Source organism: Ensifer sp. Root1252, from assembly GCF_001425885.1.
Classification (GTDB): Bacteria; Pseudomonadota; Alphaproteobacteria; order Rhizobiales; family Rhizobiaceae; genus Ensifer; species Ensifer canadensis.
In genome coordinates this window covers 112,306-132,410 of record NZ_LMDT01000056.1, presented here as the reverse complement: position 1 = coordinate 132,410, position 20,105 = coordinate 112,306, and the positions used below count along the sequence as shown (strand labels likewise).

Genomic DNA, 20,105 nt, shown 5'->3' with positions numbered 1-20,105 from the left:
GAGTCATATGGTTTCGCACAACAAAACCAGGCGTCTCATTAGTGAGGTCTCGGGTATAGAAGAAACTTGGAACCCAAAATGGCAACGACACCTGCCCATAAACGCCCCGTTCACCTGGCTGGCTAAAGGCTGGCGCGACTTCTTGATCTCCCCTGCCCAAAGCCTGGCCTATGGCGTCGTCGTCTGCGCTCTTTGCAGCCTCTCGGTATGGGTATTGTTTGCAACCGGGCGCGATTACTTTCTCTTTCCAGTTGTTGCCGGTCTGATGATCATCGGACCACTTCTGGCGTCGGGTCTTTATTTGAAGAGTGCTCGCCTTGAGAGCGCGCAGCAGACCACGTTCGGTGGGATGCTTGGCGTCCGCCCGAGAGCTGGCGCTCAGGTATTTTTCACAGGATTGCTCCTTTGCATGCTCATGCTTTTGTGGATGCGAGCCGCAGTCCTGATTTATGCACTCTTTTTTGGCGTTCGCCCCTTCCCCGGCCTCCAGCACGTCGCCGAACTGCTCCTCACCACGCCGACCGGCTGGGCGATGCTAGCCGTGGGTCTATTTGTGGGGGCCTTGTTCGCAGGTTTCTCATTTGCAATCAGCGCCTTTTCGATTCCAATGCTACTCGACCAGCAGATCGATGCCTTCACGGCGATGGGTGTCAGTGCCGCGTTGGTCTGGAACAACTTGCGTCCAATGCTGCTCTGGGGTGCGCTGATTTTGGCTCTGTTTGTGATCGCAGTGGCCACCGCGGGCATCGGGTTGATCGTCATTTTCCCGCTTCTCGGCCACGCAACCTGGCACGCGTATAAAGCGGTGAAATAGCCATGGCTTGCTGCTCGTTCGCTGATATTTGTCCAGACAAGGATGCGGTTCGTTCTCGTGGCGAGGAAATATTCCTGGCAAGCCGGGGTGTTGGAAATGGACTTCGACAGGTAACCCTTTCTACACCTGAGGTGCATTGCGCAGGTTGTATCGCAAAGATCGAACGGGCGTTGGGCGACCTCCAAGCTGTTGAATCCGCGCGCGTGAACCTGTCACGAAGACGCGTCACAGTCAGTTGGGACAGCGAAAAGGCCCAATGCCCCGATTTCATCGGGGCGTTAGCCAGGGCGGGCTATTCTGCTCACATCGTCACTGATGTGTCCGCCGATGAATCCTTGTCGTCGTTCTTGGTAGCGCTTGCGGTTGCCGGCTTTTGCTCAATGAATATCATGATCCTCTCTGTTTCGGTCTGGTCAGGGGCAGATCCAGCAACACAAAACGCATTTCACATGATTTCCGCTGGTTTGGCCCTTCCGGCTGTCTTCTACTCCGGCAGGATTTTCTATGCATCCGCATGGAGGGCGCTGCGGAGCGGACAGACCAACATGGATGTACCTATCAGTGTCGGCATCATCCTCGCTTTCATCCTCAGTTTGTACGATACCTTTACAGGCGCGCGACATGTTTATTTCGATGCCAGCGTGTCGCTCATCTTCGTCCTCCTGGCTGGCAGGACCCTGGATCAAATGATGCGGGGCAAGGTACGTTCCGCGATCGATGATCTTCAAAAACTCATACCGATGGGCGCCAACGTCGCGCATGAGGATGGGACGTTTTCTTACACCCCACTCGAGGAAGTTCAGCCGGGAATGCGCCTGCTTGTCCGGTCAGGCGATCGCGTACCGGTCGACGCCGTTGTGCACGAGGGAGGAACCGAAATCGACTCGTCCTTAGTGTCAGGGGAAAGTCGATGGAGGTCCGTCGACGTGGGCGCAACGTTGTCAGCGGGCGTACTGAACGCTGGTAGCCCAATCCTGGTTGTTGCGACCAAAAATGCCGGCGACTCATTTTTAGCAGAAACGGCACGCATGGTGGACGCGGCCGAGAGCGCTCGAACAAACTACAGGCGCGTGGCGGATCGCGCCGCAGCCTTGTATTCGCCGGTGGTCCACTCCATTGCCGCAATCACGCTTGCTGGCTGGTTGTACGTCTCGGGAGACCTTCACCAAGCCGTCACAACTGCGATCGCGGTTCTGATCATCACCTGCCCATGCGCACTTGGATTGGCGGTTCCCATGGTCCAGGTCGTCGCAACACGGCGGCTTTTCGAACGGGGCATCATGGTGAGGGACGGTTCTGCCCTGGAACGGGTATGCCACGCGCGCACCGTGTTGTTCGACAAGACAGGAACGCTGACGCTTGGCCTACCTCAGTTGGTCAAGGCCGAGCAAATACCTGCCGGCGCTCTTGGAATTGCAACCAGCCTTGCGCAGCTTTCAAACCATCCCGTCGCGCGAGCAGTTGCCGATGCGGGTACGCGCGCGGGTTCGAAGCCGGAAGTATTCGACAGTGTAGACGAAATTCACGGTCTTGGTATCGAAGGGCGCAGGCACGGGCAGACCTACCGTTTGGGCCGAGCATCCTGGGCAACGAACCTTCCGGACTTTTCACGAGACTTCGATGGGACCGCTTCGGTGCTCACCAGAGACGATCAGATACTTGCCGTCTTCGAATTTGAGGACGTCGTCCGACCAGGAGCGTCAGAGCTGGTTCAAACACTGAGGGCGGGTGGGACCTCGCTCGGTATTGTCTCGGGAGATAACAAACGTGCCGTATCTCGCGTTGCAAACCGTCTCGGTATTGAAAGATACAGCGCGGAGCTGCTCCCGGCTGACAAGGTTGCCGCGATAAGGGCTCTCCAATCCTCATCAGATAAAGTCGTGATGGTTGGCGATGGGTTAAATGACGCCCCTGCCCTCGCCGCAGCCGATGTTTCGATCGCGCCATCAACGGCCTCGGACATTGGCCGAAACCATGCTGACTTCATATTCCTGAGCGATAATCTGTTGGCTGTGCGAGACATTATCGAGACCGCCAAACGAGCAAACGATCTTGTCCGCCAAAATTTCGGTTTCGCGGTGGCCTATAACGTCGTCAGTATTCCGTTTGCGATTGCGGGAAGCGTCACGCCGCTAGCAGCAGCAATTGCAATGTCGTTGTCGTCGGTTCTTGTCGTTTGCAATTCCATGCGGTTAGCTAGCCCGATATTTCGCTGGGAGCAATGGAGCGGCCACCCCGCCGTGATATCATGAGTTATCTGGTGGTTCTCATACCCGTGGCACTCCCTTATGGGCCCAGTCGGCCTGTGTGCTGACAGTTCAGCAGTTCAGCGATTTGGACGGTGCAGCGGCGCGAATCCTCTTGAACGACGGCGAGGGTCGCCGGCGATACAAGGGCGTTTCGCAAGTGGGCAATTGAAGCGGCGATAGGGAGTGGAAAATGGAGCAAGGCGCAGAAAACGAACATCCGCCGATTGATGACACCGCACGTTCAACAATGATCGATCCGTCGGAAACGGTGACGGGCTTCGCAATTATGCTTGGCATTGTGGGTGCCGTTTTGGGGCTGGCGGCAGGGATTTACGTGCAGGCCGCGTCCGGCGTCCTGCCTGCACTGCTGAACGCCTTCATCGCAGTTCTTGCGGGCGGTTCCGCAGGCGCGGTTACAGGTGGAACTTTGGGAGCGGTTCTGGGCGTCGTCCGGGGCCGCCGCGTACCAAAGGCCATTGAGCAACCTTGAGCCGAATGGCCATCCATAAGCCTAGGTCAGCTTGACGGAGCGACGGCTCTTGATGCGTCGCGGCGAAGTGATGGGGCGTGATCCTCGCCCGGCTCGATCGAAAAGCCGAGATCGGCGGCAAGCAAAACACCGCCAAGCCCGGCGACACATCCTGACAGACCAGCGGATTGCTACTGCCTCAGCGACAGTCGGCGCTCTTTTGAGAGTGAGGCTCCACCTGCCCACCAGCTGACAACAATCCAGGGCGGCGCTTTCCAGGCTACGAGCAGCATGAACCCTGTCAGCGCTAAACCGTAAGGATCGAGCACAGCATTGGCCCGCACAGGGCTGTAGAGAGTCGACATTTCGCCCAACATCAGCATCAAATCAGCCTCATGCGGCTCGCCTCTAGTCTACCCCTCGCTACCTACGAGAGCGCAGGATTGTTGCCAAGCGACCTGCAGCAAAGCCTGGCCACTATGATCACTGGATCGCGAGGACGGCCAACGAAGCAGCGAGCGCGGGCACCATCACGACAAAGCCAGTCTTCATGAATGCCCAGGCTCCGATCTGAAGTCCCTCGCGGCGAAGCGCGGTTAGCCAAAGTATCGTCGCAAGCGATCCGGTGATGGAGAGGTTGGGGCCAAGATCGACGCCGATCAGCACCGCGCCGGCAATCTTATCGGACGCGTGTGCCAACTGAACGGCGCTTCCAGCGACAATCCCCGCGGGCAGATTGTTGACGAGATTGGACGTCAGAGCCACGACTGCGCCCGCAGCAGCTGCGGTCTGTGCCGGAGAGGCCGATGCCTGGTCGGAAAGATACTGCGCGAGATGATCAATCAGTCCTGTTCGGTTCAATGCCTCAACAACGACGAACAAGCTGGCGACCAGAGGCAGCACACTCCACGAAACATCTTTCAGCGTCTCGATAGGGCTTTTTCGCGTGATCAGCAGAACTGCGGCGGTTGCCACACAACCGGCGAGAAACGTAGGGAGACCGAGATCGAAATGCAGCGCCGATGCGCCAAGCAGTATGACGGCCGTCCCGCACAAAGCAAAACCAGCAAGCTTCGCACTGAAGGATAATGGCACGGCCTGTACATTGGACGCGACGCCATCAGCCGCAATGACCGAGCGTTGCGTCCAGTACAGTGCGAGAAATGTAACGATGATAGAGGCGAGCGAAGGCTGTGCGAAGTTGGCGAACCAACGCGATAGTGGCGGCATGTCCCCGCCTCCGAAAATCACCAGGTTGGCCGGATTGGAGATGGGAAGGACAAAGCTTGCAGCGTTGGCGATGAAAGCGCAGATAAGGAGATAGGGCATAGGGTCCCTCACCTTCGCTGCCCGGCAGGCCGCATAGACTGCAGGAGTGAGCACGACCGCTGTAGCGTCGTTCGACAGGAATACGGTCACAACAACTCCGACCGCGTAGATCAGGACAAACAAGCGTTTGGGCGATCCCTTGGCGTGGGTGGTGGCGATCGAAGCCAGCCAGTCGAACAGCCCCTCCTGACGAGCGAGCTCGGAGAGCAACATCATGCCGATTAGAAACAGATAGACATCAATACCCTTTGCAATACCAGCCCAGGCATCGGTCGGACCGATAAGCCCAAACCCAACAAGCAGAACCGCGCCGAGCATCGCCCATATTGATTCCGACCAGGCAAAGGGCCGTGTAATCACCCCGAGTGCGGTCAAGCCAGCTATGCCCCAGGTCATGGTCAATGCGTTCATCGTGTTTCCAAATTAGATTTCGGAGGCTGCAACAGCAGGAAAGAAGGGCGGTATATCCGCAATCGCTCACCGAAAAAAGGCCCGTGGAAATGCGCTGCCCTGAGTTGGGGTAGCCAACCTGTCCGGAATCAATCCGCGTCTGAAGAAGTGCATCTGAAGCCGGAAACCGGGCGCTGGATTAGGCAAAGCGTGTCATCGGTAAATCGGGGTTCATCGCCCGGCTTGCCGCATACGACCCAGTCGCGCTTCGCCCGCAGGTAATTGGTCAGCTCGGCCAATTGGGTTGCCTTCTGCTCAAGCTTGACGAGCTGGATGTTCATGATCTCGATTTCCCGCGCCGGCGATAAACCCTCGCGTTGGAGTTCCGTAGCAATCTCCGCGATCTCCTTGAGTGGCAGACCCAGTGATTGTGCGAAACGGATCATCCGAACCGTCGAGGCGTCCCGGTCGGTGAAGATCTGATAGGGATTGCGACCACCTTTGGCACCGAGTTGCGGCGTGAGCAGACCTTTGCGGACATAAAATCGGACAGTGTCCTGGCTCAACCCTGTCCGCTGGGCGAATTCTCCGATCAGCATATTTCACCCCTCAAGCTCTTGACCATGGACCTTAGTCCAGCCTTATACGAGGTGTTCCCTCAAATATGGAACACTTTCATGCTGAACTATCCCAATAATGATTCCCATGCGCCCACTGCCTTCGTGACGGGCGCAACCGGCCTCCTTGGCAACAATCTGGTCCGCGAACTAATCGCCGACGGCTGGAGCGTGCGAGCGCTGGTTCGCTCGCCCGAAAAAGCAACATTGCAGTTTGCCGGGCTGGATTTGGAGATCATCACCGGCGACATGCTCGACGTGCGGGGTTTCGCTGACGCGCTTAAGGGCGTGGACGTGGTTTTCCACACAGCGGCCTATTTCCGCGACTCTTACAAGGGCGGGAGTCATTGGGACGCCCTCTACGCGGCCAATGTCGCGGGAACCCGTGGCTTGCTCGATCACGCTTATCGAGCCGGCGTCCGGCGCTTCGTCCATACCAGCTCGGTCGCTGTACTGCGTGGTGCGAAGGGACAGACCATAGACGAGTCCATGTTGCGGGATGAGCGGGATGCCGATGATTATTATCGCAGCAAGATCCTGGCGGACCGCGTGGTGCTCGATTTTCTCGACAAACATCCCGATTTCTGGGCGGCCATGGTGCTACCGGGTTGGATGCACGGGCCGGGGGATATCGGGCCGACCTCGGCTGGCCAGACGGTGCTGGACGTGGCGCTCGAGCGCTTGCCCGGTGTTCCACCCGGCTCCTTCTCGGTGGTCGATGCGCGCGATGTGGCGCGGGCGATGATCCTGGCTAACCGCCGGGGGCAACGGGGCGAACGTTACCTTGCCGCCGGACAGCATATGACCATGACCGATTTGTTGCCCTTGATCGCACAAGCCACCACGGCAAAGGCACCGACGCGCCGCATTCCGCTCATTTTGCTTTACCTGATCGGCGCTGGCAATGAACTCTACGCTCGGATAACTGGCAAGCCGGTCCTCTTGAGTTGGGCCATGGCGAAAACGGTGGCAGCGGAGAATGATCGCTCTCGCTATGATTGTGCGAAGAGCACACGAGAATTGGGTCTGGAGTTCCGGCCGGTGATCGAGACCCTGCGTGATGAAGTGGCTTGGTTCCGTACGCACGGCTTCCTGCCTAGCTGAAACGTTCGGTGAGAAGGCCCTCATGCGAGTCCATCGGCAAGATGGTGCCGAGGTGCAATAGCAATGCGCCGATCATTTACGCTCGCAGCCAATGGTGGTCCCGATCTACTCGAGGACCCACCCCACGCTGGCGGGCGTCACCTCTCATGTGATGGGGCATCAAAGTCGGGGACGTTTCTTCGACCGCCACCGCGTGCTCAGGTTTCGGGTTGGCCAGCACCCGACGGCACCATGGTGGCGAGGAGCGACTGCGTTTCGGCTATTCTCGGCTGTTCATCCATGTTTCTTCGACGGAGCTGAGAGCCCTTCCTCGTCGCTACTGGCTCCCCTCCTGGAAATGCGGTCAGGTTTGGTAACGACAATCGAGTTCTGCCAAAGCGCGCTGAACCTCGTCAATAAGGACCGGTTCAGGTGTTCCTGGAATTTGACGCAGGGCCGGTTGTGAGTCTATCGCGTAATAGTCCGAAGCCCAGGCAGCGAGGATCGCGCGCTTGTCATCGACAGAAAGTGCGGGTGCCATCACAACGTCGATTGGCCGTTGAAACGCCAGACCTTGCAAGGCCAGAACTGTTGGTCCTTTCGTCATCGCATCGTTGACCGCGTTTTCCAAAGTCTTGTGGATCATTGGGCCACTCAACGCACGTGCGGATCTCTATCGCGCGGCAGGCGAAACGCAACGATGGATTTGGTGTCCGGCGTCAGCACATCGTGTTTCTCTGCAAAGGCCGCGAACAAGCCACGCGCGGTCTCTGCTTCTATCTCGCCGCGAAGCGCGGCTCCACATGCCCTTAACGCAATAGAATGTGCCGTGTCTCTGAGTGACGTCGGACACTCGGAGAGATAGCGGTAGGCCTCGAGGACGCTGCGAACCTCTGCGGGAAAACCGAGGCCAACAAGAATGGATACGGGCTCTTTGAACATATCGGGTTTCATCGTCTCTCTCCTTCCTGACCCGAAGTGTCATAGGGCGCCGACGCATCGGCGCCCCCTCACAGCTTCTCAAGCAGCCTTGTCCGCTTTGATTTGTGCCGGAGCGGTTGATGGCGCCAGAGATGGTTCGCTCTGGATGGAGATTTTCCTCGGCTTCAGTGCTTCTGGGATTTCTCGAACGAGATCGATGGACAGAAGACCGTTCTTCAGATCCGCGCCAGTCACCTTGACATGGTCGGCAAGCTCAAACCGGTGTTCAAACGGGCGGCCGGCAATGCCACGATGCAGATAGCCGTCCGTGGAAGGTTCCTGCCTCTTGCCGGTCACGGTCAGCAGGTTGGACTGAAAGGTCAAGTCAAGATCGTCCTGCGCGAAGCCGGCCACTGCGATCGAAATCCGGTAGCTGTCCTCGCCGGTCTTGACGATGTCATAGGGCGGCCAGTCGCTGATCGAGCGGCCGCGCTGCGCGTCTTCCAAAAGATTGAAGATCCGATCGAAGCCGATGCTCGAGCGGAACAGCGGTGCGTAGTCGTAAGATGTTGCCATAGCCATATCCTCCTTGAGCAACATGGGTACGGAAGCGCCGAAAGACGGGGCTTCCAGCAAAGCCAGCCCTGATCGCAGCGGCTGGCGACAATTGATCTGGTTTTCGCGAATTTCGGATTCAAGAGCGATGGCTGGGAAAATTTTCGGCCTTCAGACCAGCGGTAAATCTCTGGTTTCCCGATCAAGCTCATCGATCCTCGAGAGCACATGGGCCAGGGAGTAACTAATTCCGTTGAAGCCTCAATACAATCTGAACTCGCCGTCGACGCGCCGCCATTCATTAGGCCCGATCAGACGCTGATACGAATAGCGGACAGAGTGCAGCGGACCTTCAAGATTGGGCTGCCAGAAGTCGAGGAACCTATGCAATTGCGGGAAATCGGGAGCCAAATCGTAGTCCTGCCAGACATAGGCCTGCAGGACGGATTCGAAATCGGGAATGCGATAGAGGATATGCGCAGTGGTGAGACCATAACCGTTAAGCTGGCAATCGAGATCTGATGAGAATTGCATGCTTCACCTCCGTCCATTTGACTTTGTAAGGCGGTGCCTTTGCGCCTATAGCAAAAAAGCGAAACGCGGCGCGAAGGTTTGTTGTTCCTTTCCAGTGCCTTAGCAGCCACCGAGCTCGAGTGCTATTTTTTTGCGTCTTCCTCTTGAAATCGAAAATTCGGCAAACCAGATCATTTCGCGCAAGACGCTCGATTGAGGTTTTGTACCTGACCGGACTGGTCATCCAGGCCGACTGGGGGAACACCAACATCATTGTTTGTCCATTGGAGGAAAACATGTCGTTCCGACCGCTTCATGATCGCATTCTCGTCCGCCGGGTCGATTCCGAGGAGAAAACCAAGGGCGGCATCATCATTCCCGACACCGCCAAGGAAAAGCCGCAAGAAGGCGAGGTCATCGCCGTCGGCTCAGGCGCGCGCAACGAGGCGGGCCAGATCCAGGCGCTGGATGTCCAGGCGGGTGATCGCATCTTGTTCGGCAAATGGTCCGGCACCGAGATCAAGATCAACGGCGAGGATCTGCTGATTATGAAGGAAAGCGATGTCTTGGGCGTCATCGAGCCACAGGCCGAGCAGATTAAGGCCGCCTGATCCACGTCAGTCAACAAAGCTGCCTATTGAAGGAGTGAAAAATGGCCGCGAAAGAAGTCAAATTCAACACCGATGCCCGTGACCGTATGCTGCGCGGGGTCGATTTGCTTGCTAATGCCGTGAAGGTGACACTGGGACCGAAGGGTCGCAATGTCGTGATCGACAAATCCTTCGGCGCCCCCCGCATTACCAAGGATGGTGTTACGGTCGCCAAGGAGATCGAGCTTGAGGACAAGTTCGAGAACATGGGCGCCCAGATGCTGCGCGAAGTGGCATCCAAGACGAATGATCTCGCTGGGGACGGTACGACGACCGCGACCGTCCTTGCCCAGGCGATCGTGAAGGAAGGCGCGAAGGCCGTGGCCTCGGGGATGAACCCGATGGACCTAAAGCGCGGTGTCGACGTGGCCGTCGACGCGGTCGTCAAGGAACTGAAGACCAACGCCCGCAAGATTTCTAACAACTCCGAGATCGCTCAGGTGGGCACCATTTCAGCCAACGGCGACGAGGAAATCGGCCGGTACCTCGCTGAGGCAATGGAAAAGGTTGGGAACGAGGGCGTCATCACCGTCGAGGAAGCCAAGACAGCGGAAACCGAGCTTGAAGTCGTCGAAGGCATGCAGTTCGACCGTGGCTATCTCAGCCCATATTTCGTTACCAATGCCGACAAGATGCGCGTTGAGTTCGAGGACCCCTATATCCTCATCCATGAGAAGAAGCTCTCGAACCTGCAGTCGATGCTTCCGGTTCTCGAAGCTGTCGTTCAGGGCGGGAAACCGCTCCTGATCATTGCTGAGGACGTCGAAGGCGAAGCTCTTGCCACGCTTGTCGTGAACAAACTGCGTGGCGGGCTCAAGATCGCTGCCGTCAAGGCACCCGGTTTCGGCGATCGCCGCAAGGCCATGCTGGAAGACATCGCCATCCTCACCGGCGGCACGGTCATCTCCGAAGACGTCGGCATCAAGCTCGAGAACGTCACTCTCGAAATGCTCGGACGCGCCAAGAAGGTGGCGATCGAAAAAGAGAATACCACCATTATCGATGGTGTCGGTTCGAAGACGGAAATTGACGGTCGCGTGGCCCAGATCCGGGCGCAAATTGAGGAGACCACCTCCGATTACGATCGGGAAAAACTGCAGGAACGCCTTGCCAAGCTTGCCGGCGGCGTCGCTGTCATCCGCGTTGGCGGCTCCACCGAAGTTGAGGTGAAGGAAAAGAAGGATCGGGTCGACGACGCTCTGCACGCGACGCGGGCTGCGGTCGAGGAAGGTATCCTGCCCGGTGGCGGCGTCGCGCTGCTGCGCGCGGTGAAGGCGCTCGATAGCCTGCAGACAGCCAACCGGGACCAGAGGGTCGGCGTCGACATCGTTCGCCGCGCAATTGAGGCCCCCGTCCGCCAAATTGCAGAGAACGCCGGTGCGGAAGGCTCTGTGATCGTTGGCAAGCTGCGCGAAAAGAGCGAGTTCTCCTATGGCTGGAATGCTCAGACCGGTGAATATGGCGACCTTTACTCCCAAGGGGTCATTGATCCGGCGAAGGTCGTCCGGACCGCGCTTCAAGACGCAGCATCTGTCGCGGGTCTGCTGGTGACGACGGAAGCCATGATCGCTGAAAAACCGAAGAAGGAACCCGCCCCGGCCGTGCCTGCTGGTCCTGGGATGGAATTCTAATTCTTAAGGCCCGCCCCGACCGGCGGGCCCTGTCCAGAGTGTGCCACGCCCCAGGCGGTTCTTACCATCAAAGCAGAGGTGCGTTCGTGTGCGAGCGCACCTCATGGATGACAACAGGACACCCGAGTCTGGATCTGGGACTCCAGCCGAGGCGATTTAGACCGCCGAGTGTTGACGATCACCGCCGGCGTTGGGTCCGAGCGTTTCGTCCGCGTCCGATAACATGCCAGCATCTCGGCAGGCATCAATGAACGCTTCTCGCGTTATCGGGACTGGCGTTATTCGGCTTAGAGCACGTCGGCGCGTTTGAACCGCTCGATTGTGTTTTCTCCCCGTAACCTTACTGTTCCTCGGGACAGGACGATCGACGATCACGGTCGAGGTGGCTTTAGCGCAGGCTTTCTTGCGCGTTCTGCCAAGTGCGACCGCCATGGTCTTTGGCTTTAGGGCTTAAGGACCACCTTGATGCAGCCGTCCTGCTTGTCGCGGAAAGTCTTGTGGAGGTCAGGTCCCTTTTCCAAGGACGCTCGGTGGGTGATGATGAAGGAGGGATCGATCTCACCCTTTACGATGCGCTCCATCAACAGCGGCAGGAACCCTCCATAAATCCCCACGATGCCTGGCGCTACATGCCAAGGGGGCGCCGGCCGCCGAAAACCGGGCGTTCGAGATCAAATTGGTTGGATATAGCCTTATAGTGCTTGTCCAGCCAGGCCGGGTGCGCAATCTGAGGCGCGATGGACGGCTGTACACATCCATTCAGGAAAGAACGCGTTGTGCTGCAAGCCAGCCTTTGCCACTGAAACCACCTGTACCGCGATGACCAGTGGCGGGGAGCTCCGCCCCGCTCTGCCAAATTCATGCGTGAGCTGCTACAAACGCGCTAGCTGGATCAAGCTAGCGAAAAAGCCGAGATTGTCGCGCCCGGGCGTCGGCCTCACAACGAGGCTGTAATACCGCCGTCGACGTAGAGCACGTGGCCGTTGACAAAGGAGGAAGCGTCCGAAGACAAAAAGATGCAGGCGCCGACGAGTTCCTCGACCTTGCCCCAGCGACCGGCCGGCGTGCGCTTTTCCAGCCAGGCGGAAAAGGTCGGATCCGCGACGAGTGCGGCGTTCAGCGGCGTGTCGAAATAGCCCGGTGCGATCGCGTTGCATTGCAGACCGTACTTCGCCCAGTCGGCCGTCATGCCCTTGGTCAGGTTACCGACCGCGCCCTTGGTGGCCGTATAGGGTGCAATGCCAGGGCGAGCGAGCGCTGTCTGCACGCTGGCGATGTTGATGATCTTGCCGGAACCGCGCTTTATCATGTGGCGGGCAACCGCCTGACCGACGTTGAAGACCGTCGAAACATTCGTCTTCAGGAGCCGCTCGAATGCATCGGCCGGAAAATCCTCCAGCGGCATGCGGTGCTGCATTCCGGCATTGTTGACGAGGATGTCGATTGCGCCGACCTGCGCCTCGAAGGTGTCAATGGCCATCCGCACTGCATCATGATCCGTGGCGTCGAAGGCTAGTGTATGCCTTGCCCCGAGGCTTTCGGCGGCAGCCTTCAGCTTTTCCTCGTCGCGTCCATTGAGAATGATCTCGGCGCCTGCCGCTGCCAGCCCGTTTGCCAGCGCATGGCCGATGCCCTGCGAGGAGCCCGTAATGAGGGCGCGTTTGCCTGACAGGTCGAAGAGTTGGATGCTCATGGTTCCTCCCAAATCGTTTGGTCGCTTCGCATATCCGCTAAAATCGATCTGCGCCTTCCTCGCCCTTTTCCGAGCCAATATTGAAAGCCTTGAGCGCATCCGACAGTGCCAGAGTATGGGTGATTAGCGGTTTGACGTCGATCAGGCCACTCTGCATCAGCTTTACAGCAACGGCGCGCGCCTAGATGCGCGGAAACGGCACGGCCGAGCTTCGGCAGCCATTTCGGTCGCGCCCGTCCTTGGTATCCCACGAGATCGCCTCTAACGGTGGCGCTTGCTCACTTGGCATTCCACAGGCCCAATCGAGCTCGCTTGATAGTCACACTTGTGCACGCTCTGGCAAAGCAGGGTTTGAGTCGCGGCGCGCAGGTTTCGCTCTGCATGGGCCTTGGATCACGACGCGGATCACTTCTTGGCGGAAAAGCCGGCGCAAGGCCAATGCCAAGACACCGATCAGAACGGATAATGATCGAAGGCTTACCGCAGCGAGAGATCAGAGATGAATTGCCGGTTCAAGTGAGCGCCATCCTGGCCTCGTCGTGATGTCGCACCTCCCGTTCGGCCTCACCAGGTGTTTGACGAGCGCATCCAGGATGCGACGAAATTGGAGATTGATTTCCTTGATCTTGGATCTCCTCGGAGACCGCGCTTTCGCGTTCATCGGCCCCAAATGGCAAAAGCGACCGTCACGGTCAAAGCTGTGGGACGATTTCGAATGCTGCTTCTTTAGGTTGCCACTCATCACGAAAAGATATGATTCCATCTGAACCTTTCATGATTTCGTCTGCTCGACGGCCTTGACTCGGGAATATAAGCACTGACACATTCAGTTGTCAGACATCTTACATAACAGGGGATCATGGCTGACGGATCGAATAGGAGGATCATGTGAGGAAGCTCTTTGTACGATTGGCCGTAGGCGCCGCATTTATCGCCGCGGCCGCGTCTGCCCATGCCGGGCAGACGCTCGACCGCGTTATGGAAAAAAAGGCGATGGTCGTCGCCACCAACAGCGGCTGGCCGCCCCAGAGTTATCTGGACGACAGCAACGAGATGGTCGGCTTCGATATCGACGTCTCCCGGGAAATCGCCAAGCGCCTCGGCGTCGAAGTTAGCTTCGAGACACCGGACTGGGCGACGCTGACCGGCGGCCGCTGGCAAGGACGCTACGATCTCGGCGTCGGTTCTGTAACGCCGACCAAAGCGCGCGCACAGGTCATCGATTTCGTCGGCATCTACTACTACAGCCCCTATGTCTATGTCGTGCACAAGGACAGTGAGGCGAAGTCCGTTGCCGACCTCAACGGCAAAGTCATCGGCGTCGAGACCGCGACGACGTCGGAAGACTTCATCAACCGCCGACTGGAAATCGACGCGCCTGGCCTGCCGCCGATCGAATACAAACTGGAGCCGGGCGAAGTGCGAACCTTTGCCGATTCCATGCTGCCGTTCGACGATCTTCGCCTTGGCAGCGGCGTGCGCCTTGACGCAGTCATCGCGCCTGAGCAGACGGCCCTCAATGCCATCAAGAATGGCTATCCGCTCCGCAGCCTGGAAGGTGAATATGCCTTCCGCGAGCCGCTCGTCGTAATCGCCGAAAAAGTCGATCCGGAGTGGACGGCAAAGGTCGGCAGCATCATTGAGGAGATGAAGAAGGACGGCACTCTCAGCACGTTGACCACCAAGTGGTACGGCAAGGACTACAGCACGGACTGACGACATGGCGGCGTGGGTCGATCTGTCTCACGCCGCACCAAGCATCTGGGAGCCGGACAGCATGACCTATCCTGATACCTACTATAAACGCACCATGGTAGATCTGACAGCGCGTCCTTCGCTGTCGAGCTCGCACGATTGCGACGTCGTGATCGTCGGCGGCGGCCTCGCGGGGCTGTCGACGGCCCTGCAACTGGCGCGAGCCGGCAAAAGTGTTACGGTTCTGGAAGCCGAAAGCGTTGGTTACGGCGCATCCGGCCGAAACGGCGGCTTCGTCAGCCCGGGCTATGCAACCGACGGCGACGAAATCACGCGTATCGCCGGTGAAGAAGCAGCCCGTAGCCTCCATCTGCTGTCGATCGAAGGCATGGAGTTCATCCGCGAAAACATCCGCGACCTATCGATCGATGACGCTCAACCGCAACCCGGCCTGATGAGCGTGCTGCGCTACGACAATGCTGCAAGCCTAAAGACCTATGCGGAAAACACCAGCCGGCGCTACGGCTACGAACTCGAATTCATGGATCGCGAAGCGGTCCGCGCGGCCCTCAAGTCAGACCGGTATTTCCAGGCATTGCGCAACGACAATGCGTTCCACATGCACCCGCTGAACTATCTGCGCGCCATCGCCCGCGAGATCGAACGCCTTGGCGGCCGCATCTGCGAAATGTCCGCGGTACAATCCGTGGACCTTGCAGGCGCCCAGAAGCGGGTGAAAACGGCAGGTGGACACGTGACCGCCCGCGATGTCGTCTTCACGACAGGTGGTTACACCGGATCGCTCAATGGAAAATTGAAGCGCTCCTTCCTGCCGATCGCAACCTACGTCATGGTCAGCGAGGATGCACCGGATCTTATCGCCTCGGCGATCGCAACGAAGGATGCCATCGGCGACAATCGGCGCGCGGGCGACTACTACCGCGTGATCGATGGCGGCCGGCGCCTCTTGTGGGGCGGTCGCATCACCACCCGTGCAGCCTCGAGCGACGCGCTCGTGCGCGAACTGCGCGCCGAAATGGTCGGCACCTATCCGCAACTCGCCGGGTTGAAGACCGAAATTGCCTGGTCCGGCCTGATGTCCTACGCCCGCCATTTGATGCCCCAGATCGGGCGCATGAGCCCCGGCGTGTGGTATTGCACTGCCTTCGGCGGGCACGGCCTCAACACGACGGCGATCGGCGGCAAGGTCATCGCCGAAGGCATTCTCGGTGAGACCGAACGCTACAAGCTCTATGAACCGTTCGGCCTCGTCTGGGCGGGCGGGCTTGCCGGGCTTGCCGTCGCCCAGCTCACTTATTGGAAGCTCCAGGCACAGGATTGGTGGCGCGAGCGCGCCGCCTGAGAAGACGGGAAAGGTCTAAACCATGATCGGTCGATTGATACTAATCTATCCCGAGGCCTCGCGCCGTGCCGGAGCGCTGCTGATCCTCACCCTGGTGGTCCTTGCGCTCTATATGCTCGGTGTCAGCTCCGCCTGGATCGGCCATGTCTTGCCCGCCACGGCCGGTTGGCTTGGCGAAAACCCCACCATGGGACGGCTGGCTTCGTCTCTCCTGATCGCGCTCATCGTTGCCGCCAACTGGAAGGCATTGCGTCAGCTGTCACGGCGCCAGCAGGTGGTCGGCGTCTGGCTTGAGCTTTTCGTTCTTCTGATGCTCTTCTTCTACTCGTTCGATCTGTCCTTCGCGTTCATCGCCAAGAAGATCGGCTTTCTCATTTCACAGGGCGTGGTGACGACGCTCTACATTTCCGCGATCTCCATCGTGATCGCGACGGTCATCGCGTTGGCGGGCGCAATCGCCAAGTTGTCCAGCAACGGTGTCATCTACGGCCTCGCCACCTTCTACACCTCGCTGTTTCGCGGCCTGCCGCTGCTGATGCAGATCTACATCATCTATCTCGGCCTGCCACAGGTCGGCTATGTGATCGGCGCGGTGCCTGCCGGCATCCTGGCGCTTTCGCTGTGCTACGGCGCCTACATGACGGAAATTTTCCGCGCCGGCATCCAGAGCATTTCACGCGGCCAAACGGAAGGCGCCACCGCGCTCGGGCTCAGCCCCAACCAGACCCTGGCGCTCGTAATCCTGCCGCAGGCGATGCGTGTCATCATTCCTCCGACCGGAAACCAGTTCATCGCCATGCTGAAGGACTCCTCACTCGTCTCCGTCGTCGGCGTCTGGGAAATCATGTATCTCGCCCGCACCCAGGGCCAGACGGAGTTCCGTCACATCGAGATGCTGATCACCGCTTCGATGATCTATTGGATCCTTTCGATCGGCCTGGAATACGCCCAGTCTCGCATCGAGGAACGTTTCGGCCGCTTCAATGCCCGTTGATGCGCCCGCCCACGACCCGCGGCGGCGCATCCATCGTGCCGCCGAACAGCCGTGGACCTTCTTGTTGTTGCCCTCGCGATCTTCTCCGCCCACTGGTGCCATCTTGAAGGTCATGGCATGGGGGGTTGCCGGCGCCTAAGGCGACCTTTCTTGTAACCGAGGCCGCCCTCGTGGCACTGTAGATCCAGTCTTTCGCAACCGGCCGAAGGCTGCGGCTGTTACCGCGACAGCCTGGGCTCGCCGTCTGACATGCATCGCCCGCCCCGTCAGAGCGGCTGCGGCACCTGCGGAAAACCGCCAACATGCATGCAGGTCATTGCGGCCCGATCGCGCCCGGCCGCAAGGCAATCAGGCAGCGGCAGACTTGCAATACGGGCTGCGAGAAAGCCGGCAATGAAGCTGTCGCCGGCACCGGTCGTGTCGACCACCTCGACCGGCCGGATGCCGATCGAAACAGTTTGTCTTCCATCGCTGACCAGGGCTCCCTTGCTGCCTCGGGTAACGACAGCGAGCGGCACGCCGCATTCCAGCAGGCGGCGCAGCGTTGCGTCGTCGTCGCCGGCGGAACCAAAGGCGATCGTCAGACCTTCGATTCCCAGATTGACCGGATCGGCATTGACGGACACATCCTGGGACACACTGACACCGGCATCGGCGAGCGTGCGACGCAGAACGCCTTCATCGTCCATCCAGCCGAGATGCACGTGATCCATGGTCTTGAGGACGGCAATTTCGTCCGCGTCCGGCTTGTAGCCGGCGCAGACGCCGAAATCCTCGAAAGTGAAGACACGCTCCCCGGAGGGAAGCACGTCTATCTCCGTGTAGGCGGTGATGCCGAAACGTTCCTGCATGTGGGTTACGTCGACACCGTTTTCAGCCAGGAGATGCCGCGTTCGCTGTCCGGCCGGATCCGAACCGACTGCGCCGAAATAGTGCGAGCCGTGGCCGAGCCGGGCGAGCTGTACCGCAACGTTAACAGCGTTGCCGCCAACCAGCGATTGCGAAAGCGGAGGCTGGAACCGGTCTATGCAATTGTCGCCGACGGCGGCGAAGCGGAGGGTTTTCATGCGTATCTCGGGATAGGACGCGGAAGCCGCGAACGCGATAATGCGCGTTCGCAGCTCCGGATTATAGCGTCAAGCAGCTATATCAGTAGGCGACGCGCTTGTAGTAGCGCCTTGTCGTGAGAGGATGATTGCGCAGGACTTCAAGATGGGCGCTGATGCGCTCCAGGACAGTCGCCATCAGCACCGGCGACACCAGCGCCCGCACATCGGCCGAAACGCCGGGCAGTTCGAACTCGGCAGTGTCGAGAACGGTAAGCTTGTCGGTGTAGCCCGGCGCAAAGTTCTGGACGCGTTCGGCAAGCGGGCGTGCCGCATCCTCGCCCTTGAAGAGAATGACACTGACGCCCTTTTCGACGAGTTCGAGCGTGCCATGGAAAAAATCGGACGCGTGCACGGGACGGGTGCGGATCCACTGCATCTCCTCGAGGATACACATACCGTAATAGAACGCTTCCGGCCAGACGTTCCCGGCGCCGGTAATGATGTGGTAGTCCGAGGCGGCGAGGACTTTGGCAAAGGCCTCTGCCTTGGGCTCATAGGCTCGCTTCACCTCCAGTAGCAGCGCCGGCATGCGGGAGAGCTGGCTGACGATCTCGGCGTGGTTTTCGATCTCGTCACGATGGTTCAGGATCGCGAGCGCAATGAACAGCGACTGCAGATAGAAAGATTCGCAGGACGTGTCGTCCTCGGCAAAGTTGACGAAGACGTGGTCCCCGCCCTTGCCGAGCGGTGTCTCCTGATGGCCGACCAGGGCAATAACGGTCGCGCCGATTTCCTTCAGCCTGGAGAGAAGGGCTACACTTTCCTTCGTCGTCCCGGAAAGCGACGGCATGACGACAATCGACTTGTCCGTCAGCTGCGCCGAGCCTGCGAGCACCAGTTCCGCCGGCATGTCTATGAAGGTGGGAAAGCGCGAGCGCCGTTGCAGCAACTGAGCTGCGGGCTGCATCAGTATCGCCGCGCCGCCGGTGCCGAGGAAGAAAATGTTCTCTGCGCCCGCCGAAAGACTGGATACGATCACGGTTTCCAGGCGGCTCTGCAGTGCGATTGCCCCGGATTGGATACGCAGAAATCTCTGTTCGTCAAAATTCAGCATGGTTCTGTTCTCGGTGTCTACTTGAGATAGTTGTAAGACAACTGACATCATCAGGAATATCTGTCAAGACGGCTTTTCCGCGATCTACGGAAACGCCACGTGAACCGAGGCGGACGCGCTGCCCAAAGCGGGGCCTTCGTACACTTGACCGGCAAGGATTTGTCAGACAAGAACGATTGAACGATTAACAACGACATGAGGCGTTTAAGTGCAGGAGCCCCTTCGCGACTCGCGCACCCTGGCCATTCAGCTTCGCGACCGGATTGCCGATCTCATCCGGTTGGAGGGGCTGAAACCCGGGGACAAGCTGCCCACAGAAGCGCAGCTCACGCAGCGTTTCAAAATTTCCCGCCCGGCGCTTCGCGAAGCACTGAAGCTGCTCGAACAGGACGACGTCATCTATGTCGAGCACGGTCGCGGCCGTTTCGTTTCGGCGCTCGCGGCCGTGCAGGTCGATCGCCCGATCACGGTCTTCGAGAGCGTCACCGACATGGCGCACCATTACGGTTATACGACCGTCAACAAGGTGCTGTCGATTTCCGAGGAAACACCCGACGCGCGCGTCGCTGATAGCTTGCATCTCCCACCCACCGGTCGCGTGATCCGCATTGAGCGCATCCGTTTGCATGAGGACGAGCCGATCCTCTACTGTATCGACTACGTTCCGCGCAGCATTATCCCGGCGAAGCTCTACGACCTCGACTGGAGCGGATCGCTGATGGACCTGCTCGAGGAATGCGGCAGCCGCCCGCGTATGTCCGCCGCAAGCGTATCCTCCGTCATGCTTCCCGATGACGTCGTCGCGCGCCATGACCTCAGGGATTTCGGGCCAGCCCTGCTCATCACCGAAACCTGCTTCAACGCAGCCGGCATCCCGGTGAACTACGCGATTGACTATCATCGCGGCAGCCATTTCTCCTTTAGCCTGATGCGCAAGTAGGCGCTTTCCGAGAAGGCGTGCCGGACTCGATGTGGG

General features: G+C 59.0%; 19 protein-coding genes and 1 pseudogene. 10 read left to right on the top strand and 10 right to left on the bottom strand.

Translation table 11 applies throughout. The features are described 5' to 3' along the window. The first annotated feature begins 7 nt into the window (after positions 1-7). The 3 genes from ASD02_RS32630 (at position 8) to ASD02_RS32620 (ending at position 3,553) form a co-directional block, all read left to right on the top strand. Entirely contained in the window at positions 8-814 is an 807-nt protein-coding gene (locus tag ASD02_RS32630) for a DUF2189 domain-containing protein (protein WP_057209347.1), read from the top strand. Between the two features lie 2 nt (positions 815-816). Beyond that, the gene (locus tag ASD02_RS32625; protein ID WP_057221672.1) at positions 817-3,066 is read left to right on the top strand and encodes a heavy metal translocating P-type ATPase; all 2,250 of its coding nucleotides are present in this window, start codon (positions 817-819) and stop codon (positions 3,064-3,066) included. 187 nt (positions 3,067-3,253) lie between these two features. Next, complete coding sequence (locus ASD02_RS32620; protein WP_057209341.1) at positions 3,254-3,553, top strand: hypothetical protein; 300 nt, start codon at positions 3,254-3,256, stop codon at positions 3,551-3,553. A 462-nt stretch (positions 3,554-4,015) separates the two neighbouring features. Here the strand turns inward: ASD02_RS32620 and ASD02_RS32615 are convergent, their stop codons facing one another. Together ASD02_RS32615 and ASD02_RS32610 are read right to left on the bottom strand one after the other, a co-directional pair. Further along, positions 4,016-5,272, bottom strand: coding sequence for an arsenic transporter (locus ASD02_RS32615; protein ID WP_057221671.1), 1,257 nt, complete (start codon positions 5,270-5,272; stop codon positions 4,016-4,018). A 128-nt stretch (positions 5,273-5,400) separates the two neighbouring features. Continuing rightward, positions 5,401-5,850, bottom strand: a complete 450-nt coding sequence (locus ASD02_RS32610) for a MerR family transcriptional regulator (protein WP_057218587.1) — start codon at positions 5,848-5,850, stop codon at positions 5,401-5,403. Positions 5,851-5,928: 78 nt separating this feature from the next. Here ASD02_RS32610 and ASD02_RS32605 point away from each other — a divergent pair, with 78 nt between their 5' ends. Continuing rightward, positions 5,929-6,972, top strand: coding sequence for an SDR family oxidoreductase (locus tag ASD02_RS32605; RefSeq protein WP_057218588.1), 1,044 nt, complete (start codon positions 5,929-5,931; stop codon positions 6,970-6,972). 343 nt (positions 6,973-7,315) lie between these two features. Here the strand turns inward: ASD02_RS32605 and ASD02_RS32600 are convergent, their stop codons facing one another. From ASD02_RS32600 to ASD02_RS37750, 4 genes are all read right to left on the bottom strand, one after another. Continuing rightward, positions 7,316-7,597: a hypothetical protein gene (locus ASD02_RS32600; protein ID WP_057218589.1), complete on the bottom strand. Its 282-nt coding sequence runs from the start codon at positions 7,595-7,597 to the stop codon at positions 7,316-7,318. A gap of 8 nt (positions 7,598-7,605) precedes the next feature. Further along, on the bottom strand, positions 7,606-7,905 hold the full coding sequence (locus tag ASD02_RS32595; RefSeq protein ID WP_057218591.1) for a DUF982 domain-containing protein: 300 nt from the start codon (positions 7,903-7,905) through the stop codon (positions 7,606-7,608). Between the two features lie 66 nt (positions 7,906-7,971). After that, positions 7,972-8,448, bottom strand: a complete 477-nt coding sequence (locus ASD02_RS32590) for an Hsp20 family protein (RefSeq protein ID WP_057218592.1) — start codon at positions 8,446-8,448, stop codon at positions 7,972-7,974. 240 nt (positions 8,449-8,688) lie between these two features. After that, positions 8,689-8,961 (bottom strand): usg protein, encoded by a 273-nt coding sequence (locus ASD02_RS37750; RefSeq protein ID WP_082555694.1) that lies wholly within the window; start codon positions 8,959-8,961, stop codon positions 8,689-8,691. 275 nt (positions 8,962-9,236) lie between these two features. Between ASD02_RS37750 and groES the strand changes: the two genes are divergently transcribed. Beyond that, positions 9,237-9,551, top strand: coding sequence for a co-chaperone GroES (gene groES, locus ASD02_RS32580; RefSeq protein ID WP_057218594.1), 315 nt, complete (start codon positions 9,237-9,239; stop codon positions 9,549-9,551). A 41-nt stretch (positions 9,552-9,592) separates the two neighbouring features. Further along, entirely contained in the window at positions 9,593-11,221 is a 1,629-nt protein-coding gene (gene groL / locus ASD02_RS32575) for a chaperonin GroEL (protein WP_057221670.1), read from the top strand. Positions 11,222-11,664: 443 nt separating this feature from the next. Here the strand turns inward: groL and ASD02_RS37740 are convergent. Both ASD02_RS37740 and ASD02_RS32570 read right to left on the bottom strand, forming a co-directional pair. Further along, positions 11,665-11,817: pseudogene (locus ASD02_RS37740) on the bottom strand (glutathione-dependent formaldehyde dehydrogenase); the annotation flags it as partial. Between the two features lie 341 nt (positions 11,818-12,158). After that, positions 12,159-12,914, bottom strand: coding sequence for an SDR family oxidoreductase (locus ASD02_RS32570; RefSeq protein WP_057221669.1), 756 nt, complete (start codon positions 12,912-12,914; stop codon positions 12,159-12,161). An 888-nt stretch (positions 12,915-13,802) separates the two neighbouring features. Here ASD02_RS32570 and ASD02_RS32560 point away from each other — a divergent pair. From ASD02_RS32560 to ASD02_RS32550, 3 genes are all read left to right on the top strand, one after another. Next, positions 13,803-14,630 carry a transporter substrate-binding domain-containing protein gene (locus ASD02_RS32560; protein ID WP_057221667.1) on the top strand — a complete coding sequence of 276 codons (828 nt, stop codon included), beginning with the start codon at positions 13,803-13,805 and terminating at the stop codon, positions 14,628-14,630. 61 nt (positions 14,631-14,691) lie between these two features. After that, positions 14,692-15,972: an FAD-binding oxidoreductase gene (locus ASD02_RS32555; protein ID WP_082555703.1), complete on the top strand. Its 1,281-nt coding sequence runs from the start codon at positions 14,692-14,694 to the stop codon at positions 15,970-15,972. Between the two features lie 22 nt (positions 15,973-15,994). Beyond that, positions 15,995-16,966, top strand: a complete 972-nt coding sequence (locus ASD02_RS32550) for an amino acid ABC transporter permease (protein WP_057209309.1) — start codon at positions 15,995-15,997, stop codon at positions 16,964-16,966. Positions 16,967-17,232: 266 nt separating this feature from the next. On the opposite strand, the gene ASD02_RS32545 is transcribed toward ASD02_RS32550, so the two are convergent. Both ASD02_RS32545 and ASD02_RS32540 read right to left on the bottom strand, forming a co-directional pair. Further along, the gene (locus ASD02_RS32545; RefSeq protein ID WP_057221666.1) at positions 17,233-18,033 is read right to left on the bottom strand and encodes a PfkB family carbohydrate kinase; all 801 of its coding nucleotides are present in this window, start codon (positions 18,031-18,033) and stop codon (positions 17,233-17,235) included. An 82-nt stretch (positions 18,034-18,115) separates the two neighbouring features. Further along, on the bottom strand, positions 18,116-19,129 hold the full coding sequence (locus ASD02_RS32540) for an SIS domain-containing protein (RefSeq protein WP_057221665.1): 1,014 nt from the start codon (positions 19,127-19,129) through the stop codon (positions 18,116-18,118). A gap of 208 nt (positions 19,130-19,337) precedes the next feature. Here ASD02_RS32540 and ASD02_RS32535 point away from each other — a divergent pair, with 208 nt between their 5' ends. After that, on the top strand, positions 19,338-20,069 hold the full coding sequence (locus tag ASD02_RS32535) for a GntR family transcriptional regulator (protein ID WP_057218601.1): 732 nt from the start codon (positions 19,338-19,340) through the stop codon (positions 20,067-20,069). Positions 20,070-20,105: the final 36 nt, after the last annotated feature.